18 protein-coding genes are annotated in these 21,084 nt (G+C 67.0%); 6 read left to right on the top strand and 12 right to left on the bottom strand.

Annotated features, from left to right (window positions below):
* Positions 1–31: 31 nt before the first annotated feature.
* On the bottom strand, positions 32–1,147 hold the full coding sequence (locus A5788_RS07865; RefSeq protein ID WP_039854482.1) for a M24 family metallopeptidase: 1,116 nt from the start codon (positions 1,145–1,147) through the stop codon (positions 32–34).
* Between the two features lie 30 nt (positions 1,148–1,177).
* Complete coding sequence (locus A5788_RS07860) at positions 1,178–2,950, bottom strand: bifunctional sugar phosphate isomerase/epimerase/4-hydroxyphenylpyruvate dioxygenase family protein (RefSeq protein WP_064870786.1); 1,773 nt, start codon at positions 2,948–2,950, stop codon at positions 1,178–1,180.
* Between the two features lie 77 nt (positions 2,951–3,027).
* Between A5788_RS07860 and A5788_RS07855 the strand changes: the two genes are divergently transcribed.
* The 4 genes from A5788_RS07855 (at position 3,028) to A5788_RS07840 (ending at position 6,719) form a co-directional block, all read left to right on the top strand.
* Entirely contained in the window at positions 3,028–3,672 is a 645-nt protein-coding gene (locus tag A5788_RS07855; RefSeq protein WP_064861699.1) for a TetR/AcrR family transcriptional regulator, read from the top strand.
* A 132-nt stretch (positions 3,673–3,804) separates the two neighbouring features.
* The gene (locus A5788_RS07850; protein ID WP_064870787.1) at positions 3,805–4,677 is read left to right on the top strand and encodes a shikimate dehydrogenase; all 873 of its coding nucleotides are present in this window, start codon (positions 3,805–3,807) and stop codon (positions 4,675–4,677) included.
* Positions 4,678–4,720: 43 nt separating this feature from the next.
* Positions 4,721–6,073 (top strand): MFS transporter, encoded by a 1,353-nt coding sequence (locus A5788_RS07845; protein ID WP_064870788.1) that lies wholly within the window; start codon positions 4,721–4,723, stop codon positions 6,071–6,073.
* 97 nt (positions 6,074–6,170) lie between these two features.
* Positions 6,171–6,719: a B-4DMT family transporter gene (locus A5788_RS07840; RefSeq protein WP_082938158.1), complete on the top strand. Its 549-nt coding sequence runs from the start codon at positions 6,171–6,173 to the stop codon at positions 6,717–6,719.
* A gap of 15 nt (positions 6,720–6,734) precedes the next feature.
* On the opposite strand, the gene aroB is transcribed toward A5788_RS07840, so the two are convergent.
* The 8 genes from aroB to alaS form a co-directional block, all read right to left on the bottom strand.
* Positions 6,735–7,841, bottom strand: coding sequence for a 3-dehydroquinate synthase (aroB, locus tag A5788_RS07835; RefSeq protein WP_064870789.1), 1,107 nt, complete (start codon positions 7,839–7,841; stop codon positions 6,735–6,737).
* The gene (locus tag A5788_RS07830) at positions 7,838–8,332 is read right to left on the bottom strand and encodes a shikimate kinase (protein ID WP_197494645.1); all 495 of its coding nucleotides are present in this window, start codon (positions 8,330–8,332) and stop codon (positions 7,838–7,840) included. The genes aroB and A5788_RS07830 overlap by 4 nt, the downstream gene beginning before the upstream one ends.
* Before the next feature lie 62 nt (positions 8,333–8,394).
* Complete coding sequence (gene aroC / locus A5788_RS07825; RefSeq protein ID WP_064870790.1) at positions 8,395–9,603, bottom strand: chorismate synthase; 1,209 nt, start codon at positions 9,601–9,603, stop codon at positions 8,395–8,397.
* 31 nt (positions 9,604–9,634) lie between these two features.
* Positions 9,635–10,021 (bottom strand): prepilin peptidase, encoded by a 387-nt coding sequence (locus A5788_RS07820; RefSeq protein WP_064870791.1) that lies wholly within the window; start codon positions 10,019–10,021, stop codon positions 9,635–9,637.
* Positions 10,022–10,128: 107 nt separating this feature from the next.
* The gene (locus A5788_RS07815) at positions 10,129–10,986 is read right to left on the bottom strand and encodes a shikimate dehydrogenase (protein WP_064870792.1); all 858 of its coding nucleotides are present in this window, start codon (positions 10,984–10,986) and stop codon (positions 10,129–10,131) included.
* A gap of 4 nt (positions 10,987–10,990) precedes the next feature.
* Positions 10,991–12,787: an endolytic transglycosylase MltG gene (gene mltG, locus A5788_RS07810; RefSeq protein ID WP_064870793.1), complete on the bottom strand. Its 1,797-nt coding sequence runs from the start codon at positions 12,785–12,787 to the stop codon at positions 10,991–10,993.
* Positions 12,788–12,854: 67 nt separating this feature from the next.
* Complete coding sequence (gene ruvX, locus A5788_RS07805) at positions 12,855–13,283, bottom strand: Holliday junction resolvase RuvX (protein ID WP_049697259.1); 429 nt, start codon at positions 13,281–13,283, stop codon at positions 12,855–12,857.
* On the bottom strand, positions 13,280–15,952 hold the full coding sequence (alaS, locus tag A5788_RS07800; protein ID WP_064870794.1) for an alanine--tRNA ligase: 2,673 nt from the start codon (positions 15,950–15,952) through the stop codon (positions 13,280–13,282). The genes ruvX and alaS overlap by 4 nt, the downstream gene beginning before the upstream one ends.
* A 235-nt stretch (positions 15,953–16,187) precedes the next feature.
* Between alaS and A5788_RS07795 the strand changes: the two genes are divergently transcribed.
* Both A5788_RS07795 and A5788_RS07790 read left to right on the top strand, forming a co-directional pair.
* Complete coding sequence (locus A5788_RS07795) at positions 16,188–17,069, top strand: helix-turn-helix transcriptional regulator (protein ID WP_064870795.1); 882 nt, start codon at positions 16,188–16,190, stop codon at positions 17,067–17,069.
* Positions 17,070–17,144: 75 nt separating this feature from the next.
* Positions 17,145–18,338, top strand: coding sequence for an MFS transporter (locus A5788_RS07790; protein WP_156525459.1), 1,194 nt, complete (start codon positions 17,145–17,147; stop codon positions 18,336–18,338).
* A gap of 6 nt (positions 18,339–18,344) precedes the next feature.
* Here A5788_RS07790 and A5788_RS07785 read toward each other — a convergent pair whose 3' ends face one another.
* Entirely contained in the window at positions 18,345–19,757 is a 1,413-nt protein-coding gene (locus A5788_RS07785) for a replication-associated recombination protein A (RefSeq protein ID WP_064870859.1), read from the bottom strand.
* A gap of 5 nt (positions 19,758–19,762) precedes the next feature.
* Positions 19,763–20,902 (bottom strand): hypothetical protein, encoded by a 1,140-nt coding sequence (locus A5788_RS07780; protein WP_049697256.1) that lies wholly within the window; start codon positions 20,900–20,902, stop codon positions 19,763–19,765.
* Positions 20,903–21,084 lie beyond the last annotated feature (182 nt).

Below are 21,084 nucleotides of genomic sequence, written 5' to 3'. Positions count from 1 at the left end.
GCATCTCCTGCGCATCGGCGTGCGCGGGCCGTCAGATGACGGTGAAGGTCTTGTCGGTGGTGGTCAGCAGGTCGGGCTCGCCATCTGTCACGATGAGCGTGTCCTCGATCCGGACGCCACCTCTTCCGGGGAGGTAGACACCGGGCTCCACAGTCACCGCTGCGCCGGAAGGTAGTGTACCCGTCGCCAGTTTTCCGATGCCCGGCGCTTCGTGGATCTCGAGTCCGACGCCGTGGCCGAGGCCGTGCACGTACTGGTCCCCGTAGCCGGCGTCGGCGATGATCGACCGCGCCGCGGCGTCGATCGACCTGAGGTCGGCGCCCGCTTTCAGCGCCTCACGGCCCGCAGTCTGTGCCGTCAACACCAGGTCGTAGATCTCGCGCTGCCAGTCCGCTGCGCGCGCGAGCACATAGGTGCGGGTCATGTCCGAGTGATAGCCGCCCGCGACGGCCCCGAAGTCGATCTTCACGAAGTCACCGTCTGCGAGGACCGTCGACGTCGGGCGGTGGTGCGGGATCGCCGAGTTGGCACCCGCCGCGACGATGGTCTCGAAGGAGATCTCGTCGGCACCGTGGCGGAACATCGCGTTCTCGAGCGCACGTGCCACCTCGCGTTCGGTGGCCCCGGCACGGATCACACCGTCGGAGATGATCTCGGCGAGTGCGACGTCGCCGATGGCACACGCACGCCGCAGCAGTTCGACCTCTGCGTCGTCTTTGACCTCACGCAACTCGGCAACGAGTCCGGTCCGTCCGACGAGTTCACTCCCCTGCCCGAGACCGCCCGTCAGATTGGCATGTGCGGCAACCGTGAGTACATCCGACTCGAAGCCGACCCGCGAGGCACCCGCGGCGATCGCGGCGCCGATGAGCTCATCGGTGCAATTGCGCGCGATGATAGCGACGAGGTCGCCCGACTGTTCGGCGACCTGCGTCAGGTAGCGCCCGTCCGTGCAGATCCGGTCGCCGTCGCTTCCCGCGGCGGAGATCGACAGCGCGGCGTTCGAGCCCGTGAACCCGCTCAGGTAACGAATGTTGGTGAGGTCGGAGACCACGAAGGCGTCGACGGGCGCCGGGCCGGTCGAGATCAGTGCACGAAACCGCTCGCGACGACGCGCGAATTCATCGGGAAACGGAGCTGTGAGCATGCCACTCACGCTACTCGGAGGGCTGCTGAGCTACTGCTGCGCGGCGAGTCGCACGGGTGCGTTGTCGATGGCGTACCCGTCGTAGCCGTCGAACCGCTGGACGAACTCGAAGAAGACCCGGCCGACCGTGCGGGTGTAGAAGTGCAGCAGGTACCCGCCCGCCGGATCGGAGCTGCGGTCGTAGAGCACGCCCAGCTCACGCAGCTGCGCGAGCAGTTCCTCGTCGATGCCGAAGCGTCCACGAACGTAGTCGTAGTAGTTGTCCGGGACGCGCAGGAACTGCAGGCCTGCCTCGTGCGCGCGACGCGCGAGTCCGAGCACGTCGTCGCACGCGAATGCGACGTGCTGCGCGATGGCCTCGGAGTCGAGGACGTGCGGGGCGACGTTGAGTGGAATCCGCACGCCACCGTCGACAGAACGCAGCACCTCGCTGCGGATCAGCCCGCGTGGCCCCGGCACTTCGACCGGGTCGTCGGCGTCGAGACCGAACACGCTCATCAGGAATAGCCGTGCGTCGTCGGCGGTCTCCCACTGCTGGGTGAGATTGACGTGGTCGATCGCGCGAATCGCCGTGGGCGTCGTCGGCAGCCCGTCGTCGAACTCGTCGACCCAAGCGGGTTGGTCGGGCGTGGCTCCCGTCCAGAAGACCTCGGTGCCGCCGGGCACGATTGTCGTGCCGAACGCGTGCTCCGACGCGTGTGTGCGGCGGTTGACGGCGGGTGCACCGAGGATCGCGGAGCGCCTGCTCACCGCGTCCGGGTCGGATACCTGGAGTCCGATGGCCGCGATGTGCGGCGACTCGTCACGCGCCTGTTGCTCGTTGAGAACCACTCGCGGCTGACCTGCTGTCCACAACGTGACCGGTTTGCTCCGATGTCGGCCGCGCCCGACGAAGCCCAACTGGTGCAGCATGGCCTCGACCTCACGGGTGTCCTCGGCCTTGATCTCGACAAAGTCGAATCCTGTCGGGGACTTGGGGTCGGGGATGTCGATCAGGTCGAGCCGGTCCTGCAACCACAGCAGTGACCGATGCGCGTGTACCGCCGTCGGCACCGGGTCGGTCTGCCGGAATGTGTCGTTGAACACCTCCAACGACAACGGGCCGGTGTAGCCGGCAGCCAGAACATGACCGACGAAGCCCTCCAGATCGAATGCGCCCTCGCCAGGGAACAAGCGATGGTGCCTGCTCCACGACAAGACGTCCATGGAGAGCGCCGGGGCGTCGGCGAGTTGGAGAAAGAAGATCTTCTCCCCCGGGATCGCTCGGATCGCCGACGGATCGTGCCCGCGCGAGAGCACGTGAAAACTGTCGAGGCACAGGCCGACTGCCGGATGGTCGGCGAGCTCGACGATGCGCCATGAACGCCGGTAGTCGTCGACGAACCGTCCCCAGGCGAGGGCCTCGAAGGCGATGCGAAGGCCGTGTCCGGCCGCGAGATCGCCGACGCGTCGGAGCTGATCGGCGGACACCGCGTCGTCGTCGATGGTCGCGGTGGCGACATTGCTGCAGACGAGAACCGTGTCGATACCCAGTCGCGCAGCTGTGGCGAATGTCGCATCAGCGCGTCGCAGGTTGTCGACGAATCTCGCTTCACTGACACCTTCGATGTCGCGCAACGGTTGATAGAGATACAGCGCCAGGCCGAGCCTTTGTGCGAGAGCTCGAATCTCCTCCGGCGACTGATCGGCGGCGATGAGATCGGGCTCGAAGATCTCCACACCGTCGAAGCCCGCTGCGGCGCACGCGTGCAGTTTCTCGACAAGTGAGCCAGACACCGAGACGGTCGCGATCGAGGTCTTCATCACATCAATGTACCAATTGGTACATAGTGGTGGCAATGGTTCGTCGTGGGCAGATGCCTCGCAAGTAAGCTCCCATCGTGGCCGCCAAGCCGAAATCCGAACTCCAGCGCGATCCCGAGCGCACGCGTGCCGAACTGCTCGACGTTGCCACCGAGGTCTTCGCCGAATCGGGATATTCGGGCGCCAGGGTCGACGAGATCGCCGAACGCACGCGCACCACCAAGCGCATGATCTACTACTACTTCGGCGGCAAAGAGGGCCTCTACCTGGCAGTTCTGGACCGGGCGTACCGCGGAATCCGTCAGGCGGAACAGAAGCTGCGCGTCGACCACGCAGATCCGATCGAGGCGATCCGACGACTCGCCGAGGTCACCTTCGACCACCACATCGACAACGACGACTTCATCCGTCTGGTCTCGATCGAGAACATCCATCGCGGTGACTTCATCCGACGACTCACCGACCTCCCCCAGTTGAGCGCCCCCGCAACGTCGCTCCTCGACGACATCCTCGCCGACGGTCGGACGGCCGGCTTGTTCCGGACCGACGTCAGCGCGCTAGACGTCCACCTGGTGATCAGCTCGTACTGCGTGTTCCAGGTGGCCAATCGCTACACCTTCGGCTACCTCTTCGACCTCGATCTGACCGAGACGTCGAACCGCGCTCACCTGCGCAGAATGATCGGCGACGTCGTCGTCGGGTGGCTCACCACCAACGCCTGAACACACCCCGCCCAACGGGAGTCTCTGCGTCTTCTTGTGCGATTCCAATCACACGAAACTGTTGACGAGACGCGGAGCACAGTGCTCTACTCGATTGCGAACGTACTAGTTCGTACATTACGGAGACAGCTCATGGAACCTTCCGAGACCAGCTTTCTGGTCGGACTCATCGGCACCGGCGTCGGGCCGTCGTTGACCCCGGCGATGCACATGGCCGAAGGCCGCGCGTTCGGGCTCGACTACAGCTACCGCCCGATCGACCTCACCGCGGCGGGCATCTCCCCCGACCGCATCGGCGAGGTGCTGTCCTGGGCGCGCGCGCTCGGATTCGACGCCGTCAACGTCACCCACCCGTGCAAGCAGTTGGTCATGGCGCACCTCGACCATGTCGATCCCGTCGCGGCCACACTCGGCGCGGCGAACACGGTTCTGTTCACCGACAACGGCGACGTCGGATACAACACCGACACAACGGGATTCGCACACGGCTTCACCGAGGGGCTGCCCAACGCCGACCTCGCCGACGTCGTGCTGGTCGGCGCGGGCGGCGCGGGAACGGCGGTCGCGGATGCGCTGTTGCGGCTCGGTGCCGCCCATCTCACCGTCGTCGACCTCGACGTCGACCGCGCCGGAGCCCTCGCACACGACCTCGCCACCCGCCACCCACTGCCGAGTGTCGACGCCGCGGCGTTCGACAAGCTCCCCGCACTGCTTCCGGAGAGTTCCGGCGTCGTCCACGCGACGCCGACCGGAATGGCCGAGCATCCCGGCATCGCGTTCGACGCCGCGCTGCTGCGGCCCGACCTCTGGGTCGCCGACATCGTCTACCGCCCCCTCGACACCGCGCTGCTGCAGGCCGCGCGCGCGGTGGGCGCACCAACCCTCGACGGAGGACACATGGCCGTCTACCAGGCCGTCGACGCATTCGCGCTGATCACCGGGCTGCACCCGGATGCCGATCGAATGACCCGTCACTTCCGCCAACTCGTCGCAAACGCGTCCTGACCGCCCTGCCACCAGGCACAATCGCACCAGAGGAGTACCCAACATGACCACCACCGAATCCGACGGCACCGGAGCCGTCGGGAAACGCACACCACGACACGCCGCACTCGCGGGTTTCATGGGCAGTGCGGTCGAGTACTACGACTTCTTCCTGTTCGGCTCCGCCGCAGCGCTGATCTTCCCGCACGTGTTCTTTCCGTCCGACGACAACGCGGCGCTGGTGATGTCGTTCGCCACGTTCGGTGTCGCCTACATCGCACGCCCGATCGGAGCGTTGATCCTCGGCCATTTCGGTGATCGCATCGGTCGCCAGCGCGTACTGATGTTCACACTCTTGCTGATGGGCGTGTCGACGTTCGTCATCGGGTGTCTGCCGACCTTCGATCAGATCGGCTGGCTCGCGCCAACCCTGCTCGTGATCTGTCGTCTGCTCCAGGGGTTCTCCGCAGCAGGTGAACAGGCAGGCGCCAGCTCGTTGGCACTCGAGCACGCGCCCGACCACCGTCGTGCGTTCTTCACGTCGTGGACGCTGACCGGAACCCAGGGCGGACTCATCCTGGCCTCGCTCGTGCTGATCCCCTTCATGGCACTTCCCGACGACGCGAAGTATTCGTGGGGCTGGCGTGTTCCGTTCTGGCTGTCGGCCGTCGTGGTTCTCGTCGCCTTCTTCATCCGACGTCGACTGCACGAGACACCGCAATTCACCGAGGCCCGCGAATCCGGCGACATCGCACGTATGCCACTGGTACCCCTGATGCGCGACCACTGGCGTGATGTAGCGCGAGTCGTGTTGTGCGCCTTCATCGCAGCGGTCTCGACGGTTTTCGCCAATCTCGCTCTCGCCTACGGCAAGCACGTCGGGCTCGACGCCGGGCTCACCCTGTGGCTCGTGGTCGTCGCCAATATCGGCGCGTTGATCACCCAGCCGCTCTTCGGTGCCCTCGCCGACCGCATCGGACGCAAGCCGGTCTTCATCTACGGCGCGCTCTCGTCGGCCATCCTGATGCCCTTCTACATGCTCTCGATGAGTCAGGGCAATCACCTGCTGACCTTCGTGCTCGCCGTGCTCACCTTCTCGTTCGGCTACGCGGCTGCCAACGCCGTGTGGCCGGCCTTCTACGGCGAGATGTTCTCCACCCGGGTCCGTTTCTCCGGCCTCGCCATCGGCACGCAGCTCGGATTCCTCATGGCGGGCTTCGCGCCGTCGATCGTGACCGCGCTGGGAGGCGTCGGAGACGGCGGCTGGGTGGTGATCAGCATCTTCACCGCGGCCATCTGCCTGATCGCGGCTGCGGCCGCGCTCACCGCCCGCGAGACCAAGGATGTCGCGACCGACGACCTCGGAGCCGCGCCGGTGACGGCGACACCCCGCAGCGCCACGGCGCTCGCGGCCTGACATCGCAACGATTTCCCACGCGGGAGTGGGGTGGCGAACCACGCCACTCCACTCCCGCGTGTTCGAGATCACGCTACCCATGAGTATGATGTCGGCCATGGTGTCCTGGTTGCTGCGCGGTGTCGTCATGACCGCGGTCCACGTCGTCGCTCGTATTCTCCTCGGTATCGCAGTCGTTCAATCACCACTTCACTCGACGGCATGGAAGACCATCGCGGTCGCGGCGGTTGTCTTCATTGCGCTGGTCTGGGGCGGTTTCGACGGCATCCGCGACGCCCGGGCACACCCCGACCCCGACGACTACGACGACCTCACGATCCGTTGGCTCAAGGCCGGCGTGTTCGCGGGCCTGTTGTCGTGCCTGATCTGCTGGATTCTCGGCACCAACGGTGTTCAGGGAATCAGCGAGTCGAGCTTCTTCATCGAGATCATCGCCGGCGGCTCGTTCATCGCGCTTCTCATCTTCTTCCCGGCGTTCTTCGGCGCGTCCATTGGCCGCTGGCTCACCCGGCGTGACCAGCGCAAAGAGCAACGACGTCTCGACGACGAATCCAACCGCGAGACTTCCGACCGCGACGACGACACCGCCGTCATCGAGCGCACCGACGACCGCAGAGTCGCGAACTCGGGCGCCGATCCGGCCTGATCGGTATCCGCGAGATCAGAGCAGTGTGGTACCCGCGGTCGGACGCTCCGACGCGATAGCCGAGTAGGCCGCGACCAGCAGGCTCGGATCGGGACCCTCGAGCCTGCCCGGCTTGGCCAGCCCGTCGAGAACGACGAACCGCAGGACACCCGACCGGTTCTTCTTGTCGCCCGACATCCCGTCCAACAGATCGGGAAATGCGTCGGCGTCGTAGGTGGTCGGCAAGCCGACGAGTTCGAGAATGCTCCGATGGCGATCGGCGGTCTCGTCGTCGAGTCGTCCTGCGAGCCGCGCCAGTTCGGCGACGTAGACCAATCCGACAGCCACGGCGGCACCGTGACGCCACCGGTAGCGTTCGCGACGCTCGATCGCGTGCCCCATCGTGTGTCCGTAATTCAAGATCTCGCGCAGTGACGACTCTTTGAGGTCGGCCGAGACGACGTCGGCCTTCACCTGGACCGAACGTCGGATCAGCTCCGGAAGCACCGGGCCGGTCGGGTCGGTGGCAGCGGCGGGATCGGCCTCGATGATGTCCAGAATGGTGGGATCGGCGATGAATCCGGTCTTGATGACCTCGGCGAGGCCCGCGATGATCTCGTTGCGCGGCACCGTCTCCAACGTGGCGATGTCGATGAGCACGGCGTCGGGTTCGTGGAACGAGCCGACGAGATTTTTACCCGCGTCGGTGTTGATGCCGGTTTTGCCACCGACCGCGGCGTCGACCATGGCGAGCAGCGTCGTCGGAATGTGGATCACACCGATTCCGCGCATCCAGGTGGCGGCAACGAAACCGGCGAGATCGGTTGCCGCTCCCCCGCCGAGCGCGATGACCTTGTCGTTGCGCTTGAGGCCGATTCGCCCGAAGACGTCCCAGCAGAATGCGGCAACCGACAGGTCCTTACCCGCCTCCGCATCGGGGATCTCCACGCGATGCGCATCGAAACCCTTGTCCGCCAAGAACTCTCGCACCTGCTCCGCCGTCTGCGCGAGCGTCGGCTGATACAGCACAGCGATCCGGTCGGCGCCTGCGGCGGCCTGCGCGACCTCGTCGAGCAGGCCGCGCCCGATGACGACGTCGTAGGGCGACGCCCCGTCGACTCTGATCGAGATCGGCTCGGTCATGAGGTTCTCCCTGCTGTCAGTTCGTCGGCCAACGCCAGAATGATCAGATCGGCGACGGCGTCGGGGTCGCCGTGCGCGTCGACCTCGACGCCCGCCACCGCCGAGTACGTGTCCTCGCGTTCTGCGAGCAGAGAGCGGTAGCGCTCTGCCGGATCGTCTGAGGCCAGGAGCGGGCGATCCGACTCGCGGACCCTGGCGAATCCCGACTCCGCGCTGACGCGCAGGTAGAAGACACGATGCGTATCGAGCGCCGCACGCACGTCCGCGGTGGTGACCGCACCCCCGCCGAGGGCGACGATGCCGCCGTGCGTCGCGAGTACATCGGCGACGACGTCGGCTTCGAGTTCCCTGAACTTCTCGGGGCCATCGGCGACGAAGATGTCCGGGATGGAGCGGCCGGTTCGTCGCACGATCTCGTGGTCGGTGTCGATGAAGTCGACGCCGAGCCTGTCGGCGAGCAACCGGCCGACGGTCGATTTACCCGCACCCATGAACCCGACGAGTACGGCCGCGGGCTTGTTCGTCGATGTCACGCCCGCTGCCGCAGGAGTGTTCACGACCGCGCTCCGCGCTGCGCAACGCGCTTGAGGTATCCGGCCAGGTTGTCGGAGGTCTCGGTCGCCGAATCGCCACCGAACTTCTCGAGAGCAGCCTGCGCGACGACGAGCGCGACCATCGACTCGGCGACGACACCCGCCGCGGGCACAGCGACGACGTCGGAACGCTGGTGGATGGCCTGCGCCTGCTCACCGGTCGCCATGTCGATGGTCGAGAGTGCGCGCGGCACCGTCGAAATAGGCTTCATGGCGACGCTAACGCGGATGTCCTCGCCGTTCGTCATGCCGCCCTCGAGGCCGCCCGCGCGGTTGGTCGACCGGAGTACGCCGTCGGGCCCGGGCACCATCTCGTCGTGCGCGGCGCTACCACGACGACGTGCGGTCTCGAAACCGTCGCCGACCTCGACACCCTTGATGGCCTGGATACCCATCAGCGCGCCCGCCAGACGCGAATCGAGACGGGTCTCGCCGCTGACATGGGAACCGAGCCCGACAGGGACACCGGTCGCGACGATCTCGACGACGCCGCCGAGCGTGTCGCCCTCTTTCTTCGCGGTCTCGATCTCGGCGATCATCGATTCCTCGGCGGCCTTGTCGAATGCACGCACCGGGCTCTCGTCGATCGCCGTGAGGTCCGAAATCGTCGGCGGCGGACCGACATACGGGGTGCTGCCACCGATCGAGATCACGTGCGAGATCACCTCGATCCCGAAAACCTGACGCAGGAAGTTGCGCGCGACCGTACCTGCCGCGACGCGCGCGGCGGTCTCGCGGGCGCTCGCGCGCTCGAGCACCGGCCGAGCGTCGTCGAATCCGTACTTGAGCATGCCGGAGTAGTCGGCGTGACCCGGCCGGGGTCGGGTCAGGGCGGCGTTGCGCGCGCTGCCCTCGAGCTCTGCGGGGTCGACGGGATCGGCGGCCATCACGGTCTCCCACTTGGGCCACTCGCTGTTGGCGATCTCGATCGCCACCGGCCCTCCGAGCGTCAGCCCGTGCCGCACACCCCCGAGCACACTCACCTTGTCGGCCTCGAACTTCATGCGCGCACCACGCCCGTAGCCGAGCCTGCGGCGTGCGAGTTGTTCGGCGATGTCGGTCGAGGTGATCTCCACCCCGGCGACCATGCCTTCGACAATGGCAACAAGGGCCGGGCCATGAGACTCTCCGGCGGTTATCCAGCGCAACACAAGGATCAATTGTTCCATGTGACGGCGGCGACACCCCAACCACGTCTTCTCATCCCGAGCCGACCACGAACAGCGTCGCACCCGAGGCGATCATCGGCGGCCCGTGCGGCCAGCGCTGCCGCCCTCGTCGCGTCAGCAGCCCGAGTACCTGAGCCGCGAGCACCATCAGCAACGCCGACGCCGGGTCGGCGAGCATGCCGCCGAGCACGAGCGCCAACTTCACGTCGCCACCACCGCAGAGACCGGCCAGCCACCCCACGAGGTAGGGACCTGCGGCAGCGACCGCTGCGAGCGCGATGGACGGCCGCACGTAGCACGAGACCCCGACTGCGACGAGACCTGGCCACAGCAGCACGGTCGGCAGCCGCGAAGTGCGACGGTCGATGTCGGCGAGCGCGACGAGCCACAGCGCAACCACGCAGCCGACGAGTTCCATGCACGACAGTCTCGGCGCCGCGGCGCGATCCGACGCCCCGCGGCCGACATGTGCGGCGAACCTGTGGACAGGGCTGTGACTGGGGACAGAACAGGGCTGGGAAGGGATCAGTCGAGCGCCGCGGCCATCGCCTCACGCGGTGCGACACGTCCTGTGAACTGCTCCACCTGGCTGTAGGCCTGGTTCAGCAACATCACCAGACCCCCGACAACGCGCCCCCCGCTCGCCGACACGGCGTCGGCCAGCGGCGTCGGCCACGGGTTGTAGATCACGTCGACGAGCGCGCGCGTGTGCGTGAGCGAGTCGATGATCGGCTCGACCGCCGCGGCGGGGACCGTCGATACGACGACGCCCGAGTCCGCGCTCGCGTCGAGGAGTTCTCGGGACGGGCGAAACGGGAGGAAGCGCACGTCGAGATCGAGTCGCTGCGCGAGGTCGACCACGTCGGACGCGCGTGACTCGTCGCGCGCGACCACCGTCAGTGCACCGAATCCGGCCTCTGCGAGGGCGGCAACGCTCGGTAGCGCGGTTCCGCCTGCCCCGACGAGAACCGCGTGCGGGTGCTGCGACGCCGCGACGTCGACCTCCCGCAGGGCACCGATCATGCCGTCGATGTCGGTGCAGTCGGCGCGCCAACCGGTCTCGGTGCGCACCAGGGTGTTCGCCGAACCCACGAGGACTGCCCGCTCGGTGCGTTCGTCCGCGACCTCGAGTGCGACACGCTTGCCGGGCATGGTGACCGACAGACCCACCCATTCAGGCGAGAGCTCGCCCACCAGGTCGGGAAGCCGACGCTCGTCGCATTCGATCCGCTCGTAGGTCCAGTCGTCGAGGCCCAGCGACCGGTAGGCCGCGAGATGCAGGTCGGGTGAGCGCGAATGCGAGACGGGCGAGCCGAGGACCGCAGCGCGGCGCCCGACCGCGCCACCGACGGGAGCGCGCCGCGGCGGAGGTGTCAGATCCATCGACTCAACTACACCCGGTGGTCAGGAGCTTGTTGTTGCACGCCTGCTCACGATTGCGCTTGTGCTGATCGAAGGTGTCGGCGAACAGCGTCGTACCCTCGCGGTCGACGGTGACGAAGTAGAGCCAGTTGCCGTCCTCCGGATGCTCGGTCGCCTCGAGCGCACGCTCGCCGACCGCTCCGATCGGCGTCGCCGGGAGCCCCTTCATCTGATAGGTGTTCCACGCGTTGTCCGACTTGTACGCCTCACCGTCGAGGTCGATGTTGGTCACCGTCGCGGTGTAGTTGGCGGTCGAATCCATCTCGAGACGCTGGTCTTTGTCGAGGCGATTGAGGATCACCCGCGCGACCTTGGCGTAGTCGTCGGGCTTGGCGACCTCGCGCTCGACAACAGACGCCGACACCAAGGTCTGGTACGGCGTCAGACCCGAGTCGTTGGAACCCTGATCGCTCAGGCCCCACTGCGCGAAACGCTGCGCACTCTGCGAGATCAACTGCTGCAGGATCTGTGTTGCCGACATGTGCGGGTCGATCGTCTCCCACGTTCCGGGAGCGATCAGCCCCTCGATCCGCCGGTGATCACCATTGAGTTTCTCGACGTCGGCCACCGCCCAATCGGGAACACCGAGTTCCTGCGCGGAGGTGCCTGCTGCTGCCTTCTGCAGGTCGTCGACCGATACCCCGACCTTCTGTCCGTTGACGGTGACGGAGGTGGCGTCGGAGATCATCTGGAAAATGCCGGGCGTCGTCTTGCCGTCGGCACCCTTCTTCGTGTCGAGCTGCAGACCCTCCGGAACCACGACCCGACCGACCCGGTGCGTCGTCCCATCGGTCAGCATCTGCACTGCTGTCGACGCGGGGATCTCGGTGCGCAGCTTGTAGTAGCCGCCCGAAATCGCTTGTCCGTCAGCAGCATTGATGAATGCGCGCTGACTGCCGACGACGTTGTCGTCTGCGAGGATTCGCCCGAAATCCTTCAGCGTGGAGTTCTGCGGAATGTCGACGATCACGTCGCCGGTACCCGCGGCGTTGGTGTAGTCCTTGCGCGAGTCGAGCATGCCCGCCGCACGCAATCCGTAGTAGCCGACCCCGACCACGGCGACCAGCATGATGGCGATGACCGCTGCGAGCACGGTTCGCCGCTTACGTCGCCTGCGTCGCGATTCGGGAGTGTGGGCGCGAACCCGCCCCCTGCGCGTCGGCGAGATCGGCTGATCGTGGTCTATCGAGTCGTACGACTCGTCGGTCTCGATCGACTCGAGTGCGACGCCTGCGCTCTGGTAGTCGCGCGCATCGTATGAGTCCGGTGAGACCGGCGCCCTCGACGCCACCGGGGCTTCGACCGGAGTCGGCTCGACCGGTGCGGTGTCGAGTTGCTTGTCGACGGGAGGTGTCGGCGCGATCCGTTGCGGGCGGGCGCGACGCGGTGCGGCCATGTGGAAGGTGTCCACCGGCTCGACGTCGGAGACCGGTTCCGGACGGCGGACTGGCCGATCAGCCGGCCGCGGCGACGTGGCGGGGGCCTGTGGCGCAGGCTGCACCGGGCGCGGAGCACGACCCTCTGCGACGTTCCGGGTCGGCTGCGGCGCCTGCGCGCCGTCGGGTCGCGGTCGTTCGGATCTCGGGGTGTCGGTTCGGACTACCGGTATCTGTCCCGTGGTGCCGGTGCGCCGACGCCGATGTCGGTTGTGCGGCTTGCCATCGGCCGGTTGGGTGAAGTACCGGAGTCGCTCGAGATCGAGTCCTTCGGTAGGGTGATCAGAGGCTTCACGATGACGATTCCGATGCCGTTCGTCGGTCACCGAACGTCCCCTCCCTCACATCGAACGGCTCGCACGGCGAGATGGTCCGTGGACAGCGTTGAACCACTCATCGTCGCGAATCCAGCCACCCCTGAAGAATAGCGACCGCCGCCGCCTGATCAATCACCCCACGCGACGCCTTGACGCTGCGTCCACTGGCGTGCAGCGCCTGCTGCGCAGCTACGGTGGTGAGTCGTTCGTCAGAAAACACGACTGAAATCCCCTCAAGTTCTTCGGCGAGTCGGGCCCCGAAGGCGCGCGCCTTCTCGGCTGCCGGACCGTCCGTGTTGCGCAGCGTCTTGGGTAACCCGACGATCACCTCGACGGCTTCGTACTCCTCGACCAGTGCGCGCAGTCGCGCCACCGCGGCGTCGACGTCGGCTCCGGCGACAGTCTCGACGGGTGTCGCGAGGATGCCGTCGGGATCGCTCACGGCGACCCCGATCCGCACGCTCCCCACGTCGACGCCGAGACGACGCCCCCGAGTCAGACTCATCGGCCGACGATCTCCCGAATGCGGGACCGCGCCGCGTCTATCCCCGCGGCGTCGGTCCCCGATCCCTGCGCGAGGTCGGGTTTGCCGCCGCCGCGTCCGCCCACGAGTGGCGCGATCTCCTTGACCAGATCGCCCGCTTTGATGCCTGCGCCTCGCGCGGCATCGGTGGTGGCGATGACGAACGGAACCTTGGTCTCGTCACCCTCACCCGTCGTCGAGAACAGCGCGATCACGGCCTGCCGGTCACCGACGCGGCCTCGCAGATCGGTCGCGATGCCGCGCAGGTCGTTCGCCCCGACTCCCGGGACCACCCCACCGACCACGAGTGTCGAACCGACGGTGTCGGCGGAATCGAGCAGACCTCCGGCCGCAGAGCGAGCGGCATCGGCGCGAACCTTCTCGAGCTGCTTCTCCGCGTCACGCAGGCGGGTGACGAGTTGCTCGACGCGACCGGGGACCTCAGCGGACGGGACCTTGAGCGACGAGGCCAGCCCCGCGAGCAACGCACGCTCCTTCGACAGGTAGCGGAACGAGTCCATCCCGACGTATGCCTCGACGCGTCGCACACCCGATCCGACGGATGATTCGCCGATCAGCGTGACCGGCCCGATCTGCGCCGACGACGCCACATGCGTTCCGCCGCAGAGCTCCATCGAGAAGGGCCCGCCGATCTCGACGACGCGGACGACGTCGCCGTAGTTCTCGCCGAAGAGCGCCATCGCGCCCATCGCCTTCGCCTCACTCAGGCCGGTCTCGAAGGTGTGCACCGGGTAATTGGACTCGACGGCGGCGTTCGAGATCTCCTCGATCTGCTGTCGCTGATCCTCGCTCAGCGCCGAGCCGGAGTGGAAGTCGAATCGGAGGTAGCCGGGCCGGTTGAGCGATCCGGCCTGTGTCGCACTGGGGCCGAGCACCTCGCGCAGCGCGGCATGCACCATGTGCGTACCCGAATGCCCTTGTGTCGCACCGTGTCTCCACGACTGATCGACGGAAGCGATGACCTCGTCGCCGTCGTGGATCTCACCGGCGTCGACAGTGGCCTTGTGTAGCCACACCGACTTGCCGACCTTCTGCACGTCGCTGACGGTGAGTCGGGTGCCGTCGCTGGTGGTGATGGTGCCGACGTCGGCCATCTGGCCGCCCGACTCCGCGTACAACGGGGTGCGGTCGAGGACCACCGTGGTCTGCTCCCCCGGCCCCGCCGACCGCACACGCGTGCCGTCGGTGATGAGACCGAGCACTCGCGCCTCCGACACCAGTTCGTCGAAGCCGGTGAACTCCGTGGGGCCGCGGTCGAGGAACTCGCGGTACACAGCGGCGTCGGTGTGCCCGGTCTTGCGGGCGACGGCGTCGTCCTTGGCGCGCTGCTTCTGCTCCGCCATCAGTTCGGTGAATCCCTGCTGGTCGACGTCGAGGCCCGCTTCCGCGGCCATCTCGAGCGTCAGATCGATCGGGAATCCGTAGGTGTCGTGCAGGGTGAAGGCGTCGTTGCCGCTGATCGTCTTCTTGTGTGCGGCCTTGGTGGCCTGTGCGGCGTCGGCGAACAGCTTGGAGCCTGCCTCGAGCGTCTTGGCGAAGGACGTCTCCTCCCCGACGGCGACCGAGACGATGTGGGCGCGCTGCTCGGCGAGTTCGGGATAGGACGGCGACATGACGTCGATCACCGTGTTCACGATGATCTCCATCGTCGGCTTGGCATCGCCGAGCAACCGCATGGAGCGCACCACGCGGCGCAACAGGCGCCGCAGCACGTAGCCGCGTCCGTCGTTGCCGGGGAGCACGCCGTCGCCGATGAGCATGACCGCGGTGCGGGCGTGGTCGGCGATGACGCGGAACCTCACGTCGTCGTCGTGATTGCCCGCCCCGTAGCCCCGACCGGTCAGCTCCGAAGCAAGGTCGATCAGCGGCTTGAGCAGGTCGGTCTCGTAGACGTTGTCGACGCCCTGCAGCAGGCAGGCCACGCGCTCGACACCCATGCCGGTGTCGATGTTCTTCTTCGGCAGCGGGCCGAGGATCTCGTAATTCTCCTTGGCTCCGCCGGGGCCTCGCTCGTTCTGCATGAACACGAGATTCCAGATCTCGATGTAGCGATCCTCGTCGGCTTCGGGTCCGCCTTCGACGCCGTAGTCGGGGCCACGGTCGTAGAAGATCTCCGAGCACGGACCGCACGGGCCGGGCACGCCCATCGACCAGTAGTTGTCCTTCATCCCGCGCCGCTGGATGCGCTCTGCGGGAACACCGATCTCGTCACGCCAGATCGCGAATGCCTCGTCGTCGTCGAGGTAGACCGTCGGCCACAGCTTCTGTGGGTCGATGCCGTATCCGCCGTCGTCCACCGACGAGGTGAGCAGATCCCACGCGAAGCGGATGGCCTCGCGCTTGAAGTAGTCGCCGAACGAGAAGTTGCCCGCCATCTGGAAGAAGGTGTTGTGGCGGGTGGTGATGCCGACCTCTTCGATGTCGAGTGTGCGGACACACTTCTGCACGCTGGTGGCGCGGTCGAACGGCGGGGTCTGCTCACCGAGGAAGTAGGGCTTGAACGGCACCATGCCGGCGTTGACGAACAGCAGGTTGGGATCGTCGAGGATCAGTGAGGCACTGGGCACCTCGGTGTGTCCGGCCTTGATGAAGTGATCCAGGAATCGCTGCCGGATCTCATGCGTCTGCACTGGGTTCTGTCCTCGGTCGTCGTGGTGCGTCTGGAAGGTCTGCGTCGGACTGACTCGGGGCGTGCGCGAATCCGACGATCTGCGACATACCAGCCTACCGCCGCGCGACAAGGACACCTGAATTGCGTCGTCAGCAGCACGAGAAGGCCGTGCTGGACAGCGGTGTTGTGGCCGTCTGCTCGACTGTCACCGACAGGGACACGCACGTCGCGGCCGATCGCGCGACCATGGATCGGTGACCAACGGATCCACCGCCGCCGAGCAACTCGCCGACTTCCTGCGCAGCCGCCGCGCCGCGCTCGTACCCGCCGACCTCGGCGTCGTCACGACGGGTCTCCGGCGGGTACCGGGGCTGCGTCGCGAAGAACTCGCAGAACTCGCAGGTGTCTCGCTCACCTACTACACCCGCCTTGAACAGGGCGCGGCGTCGAATCCGTCGACGCAGGTGATCGACGCGTTGGCACGCGCGCTCCGCCTCGACGAGGTCGAGCGTGCACATCTCTATCACCTCGCGGGCTCGGCGACGCCCCGGCCCGTCCGGTCGCGGATGCGTCCCGGTCTTGCGACGTTGCTCGACGCGATGCCCGACGTCGCGGCGATCGCGCTGTCGCCCGTGCAGGACATCGTCGGGTGGAATCGCCTTGGCCACGCGGTGCTGGCAAGTCACCTCGACCCTGCGGCCCCGACGTCCGACACACCACCGAACAAGGTGTCGATGCTGTTCACCGACCCGGCCACGCGTGCGCTGCACCGTGATTGGGAGTTCGAGGCACGACTGGCAGTCGCCTCGCTGAGATACGTCACGGGGCCGCTGGTCACCGGACATGTGAACGCCAACGGCGCAAACGGCGCCAACGACGACATCGCCGATCTCGTCTCGGACCTCGCCTCCAGCAGCGCCGATTTCGCTCGCATCTGGGCGCAGCACCCCGTCGAATCCTGTTCGAGCGGCACCAAACGCTTCCGACATCCCATCGTCGGCGAGCTCGACCTCACCTACGACATGCTGCATCTCCCCCAGGAGGACGGGCATCGATTGATGCTCATGCACGCCACGCCCGGTTCGTCGCACGACGACGCGCTACGTCTGCTCGCGAGCACGACTCTCTCGGGCTGAGCCCGCGCCACCCCGTTCGCCCTTTTCCCACGCCGGTCACCCGACCGCGCGTCATTTCGTCGTGAAGGAAACACCATGAGCGAGACGACAACGCCCGCAACAGATTCCACCCCGGACAAGACCACCGCCAGACCACACGCCCGAGCGGCCCTGACCGCACTGGCTGTCGGCGGATTCGGCATCGGCCTGACCGAGTTCATCATCTCCGGACTGCTGTCCGACGTCGCCGAGTCGCTGCGCGTATCGGTGCCCACCGCGGGTGCGCTGATCTGGGGATATGCGCTCGCAGTCGCCGTCGGAGCCTTCACCGTCACCGCGTTCCTCAGCAGGCGACCACCCAAACGCGCGCTGGTGGTGCTGCTGTGCCTGTTCATCGTCGGCAACGTGCTCACCGCCCTCGCGCCGACGTTCGACGTGGCGTTGCTCGGCCGCGTGGTCACAGCGATGTGCCACGGCGGCTACTTCGGTATCGGCGCCGTGCTGGCGGCCGACCTCGTGGCGCCGCACCGCAGAGCCAGCGCCATAGCGGTCATGTTCACCGGCCTGACTGCGGCGAATGTGATCGGGGTTCCCTTCGGAACCGTTGTGGGCCAACACTTCGGCTGGCGGGCGGCGTTCTGGATGGTGAGCGTCGTCGGCGTTGTCGCACTGCTCGGGATCGTGGCACTCGTCCCGTCACGACCCGCTCCGACGTCGAACGGCGGATCGGCCTACCGCGTGCTGCTCCGCCCGCAGGTGCTGATCTCGATCGTCCTGACAATAGTGCTCTTCGGCGGAGTCTTCGGCGCGTTCATCTACGTCGAGCCCCTCGTCACGCATGTCACGGGCTATCCGGAGTCCGCGGTGGCCTGGCTGCTGATCATCTTCGGACTCGGATTGTGCGTCGGCAACGTCGCGGGCGGCTGGGCAGCCGATCGCAACCTCTCACTCACGCTGCGCACCCTGCCCGTGCTGCTGACCCTCACCCTCGTCGCCTACGCACTGCTCGCACACGTGCCGATCGCCGTCGCGATCCTGCTCTTCGTCATGGGCCTCGTCGGGTTCGCGACCAGCCCGCCGCTGCAACTGCGGGTGATGCACTTCGCGGGCGACGCCCCGACCATGGCGTCGGCGGCCAACATCGCCGCGTTCAACGTGGGCAATGCGATCGGCACGTTTCTCGGCGGACTGACTATCGGCGCAGGGCTCGGTTGGGTGTCGCCGGTGTGGGTGGGCGTCGGAATGGCCGCGGCGGCAACGGCTCTGGCGTTCTCGACACGCCACCGCTGAGCGGCGTCACGACTTCTTGGGCCGGCGCGTCGCCCGGCGCACGATCGATCGCAGTTTGGCCACCCGCGGCCCGATCTCGCGCTCGAAACCGTGATCGGTGGGCACGTAGTAGTCGACGCCGACGAGCTCGTCGGGTGGATACTGTTGCGGCACAACACCGTCGGGATCGTTGTGGGGATACTGATATCCGACGCCGCTGCCCAACTTCTTGGCGCCGCTGTAGTGCGCATCGCGCAGTCCGGGCGGCACGGCTCCCGCCTTGCCTGCTTCGACGTCGGCGAGTGCAGCGCCGATAGCACTGACGACACCCGCGGATTTCGGGGCGGTCGCGAGGTGGATAGTCGCCTGCGTGAGCGCCAGCTTGGCCTCCGGCATCCCCACGAGCGCCACCACCTGCGCCGCGGCGACGGCGGTCTGCAACGCCATCGGATCGGCCATCCCGATGTCTTCGCTCGCGTGGATCATCAGCCGCCTGGCGATGAAGCGGGGATCCTCGCCCGCGGCGATCATCCGGGCGAGGTAGTGCACCGCGGCGTCGACATCGGACCCGCGGATCGACTTGATGAACGCGCTGGTCACGTCGTAGTGCTGGTCGCCGTCGCGGTCGTACCGCACAGCCGCACGGTCGATGGCCGCCTCGACGTCGGACACACCGATCTCGGGGATCTCGCCTACCCCCTCCTCACCGATCTCCTCGGCACCGGGTGTCGGTTCGCGCAGCGCTGCGTCGGCGCTGGCCTCGAGTGCGGTCAGTGCTCTGCGCGCGTCGCCGCCCGCGACGGACACGAGGTGGGCGTATGCGTCGTCGGTGACGGTGACGGCACCGCCGAGTCCGCGTTCGTCGGCGACGGCGCGGCGGAGCACCGTGCGAATGTCGTCGTCGGTGAGCGAACGCAGCTGCAGCACAAGCGATCTGGACAATAGCGGCGACACGACCGAGAACGACGGATTCTCGGTGGTCGCGGCGACGAGGAGGACGATGCGGTTCTCGACGGCGTCGAGCAGTGCATCCTGCTGGGTCTTGGAGAACCTGTGGACCTCGTCGATGAACAAGACGGTCTGCTCACCCGCCGCCAGTCGGCGCCGCGCGACCTCGATGACCGCGCGCACCTCCTTCACGCCCGCGGACAACGCGGAGAGCGCTTCGAAGCGACCTCCCGCGGCGCTCGAGATGAGCGATGCCATCGTCGTCTTTCCGGTTCCCGGCGGCCCGTAGAGCATCACCGACGCCGCGCCCGATCCGCTGATCAGACGCCGCAATGGCGACCCGGCGCCGAGGAGGTGTTGCTGGCCGACGATGTCGTCGAGACTCTGCGGCCGCATCCGCACCGCCAGCGGTGCGCTCGGTGACGGCGGCGCTGTCAGCGATGTGGCGCCGCTCGTCGAACTCTGAGACGGCGGGTCGAACAATCCCCCCACCGCGGTCAGTCCAGCCACGCACGCTGCAGCGCGAGGCCCACTTCGGTTGCGAACTCAGAGATCTCGGCGTTGCTCGTCGCCGCGGCGGCGAGATCGGACCAGCGCGCAACCAGGACGCGGGGATCGTTGGTGTGCAGCGCCCAGTCGTGGGCGTAGTGCGTCATCGGAACGGTGTCGGTCGACGAATCGGGCAGCATCCACACCGTCGACAACCACACCCACAGCAGCCGTGCCGTGAGCAACTGCCGTGCCATGTAGCGATCGCGCTCGAGGGCGGGCCAGATCGGCACCACTTCTGAGCGCCAGGCGTCGACCATCGACACCTCGAGGTCGAGGCGGTGGGCGACGCCCGCCGGCCCGAGTTGCGGGGCAAAGGTGACCAACCCGTAGGCGATGTCGAGTGTGGCGTCGCGGAATCCGCCCCACTCGTAATCCATGAACTGCACGCCGTCGTCGTTGAGGAGGATGTTCTCGGGGCCGACGTCGGAGGGACTGAACGCGCGGTGATCACCCTCGTCGAAGAGTGCGCAGGCCGACGTCAGCGCCTCCGCGACGGCGTCGGGAAGCGTCAGCCCGAGATCGGCAACCCGCGCCGATGCTGCGGACACCGCACGGATCGCTTCGTCGCGGAGGATGTCCCTGCCCGCGGTGCCTGCCGCACCGTGGCGCACGAGGGCGTCGAAGTCGCCTTCTCCGCCGACTGTTGCCGCATGCATCCGGCCGAGCGCCTGGCCCCATGCGCTCACCGCACGGCTCATCTCGACCACATCGGCGTCGGCGAGCAGCACCGTCAACGGGTGCCCGCGGCCGAGGTCGGAGAGCACCATCAACCGGTTGTCGGGGTCGGAGGCAATCAGTTGCGGACCGGGCCGTGACTCCGTCGGCAGTGCCGTCGCGTATTTGTACGATGCGATCTCGCGGTGAAACGCCTGCGGGTCCTCGTGACTCGGGAGCGCCTTGATGACGAGGGTGCGGTCCATCGACAGTGGGTTCTGCGCCACGCGTACTCGGACGACTGTGGTTCGGCCGCTCCCCCCGAGATCCTCGGGATCGGCGAGAACCACCGGCGACCCCGCTCTGCGGGACAACATGTTTTCTGCGGCACGCACCACGCTGGTGACGCGGCTTTCTGTGATGACCGTCATGGCACCAACCAACCTACTCGTCGGCGCCGACACGCGTCACCGGGTTATGCGACTGACTTGAAGAGCGAACTGCACGGCACAGCTTCGACCTGCAGTTTTCGTTCGCGAGATCCTTTTGCGTCGCAAAAGACAACAATTCGTTGCGACGACGGCTTTTCGACCGACCCGGCCCCGCTCGGCTG

It is taken from the genome of Gordonia sp. 852002-50816_SCH5313054-c, from assembly GCF_001665925.1.
GTDB classification, from domain to species: domain Bacteria; phylum Actinomycetota; class Actinomycetes; order Mycobacteriales; family Mycobacteriaceae; genus Gordonia; species Gordonia jacobaea.
The sequence above is the reverse complement of the archived record's forward strand: the minus strand, read 5'-3'. Positions and strand labels throughout refer to the sequence as shown.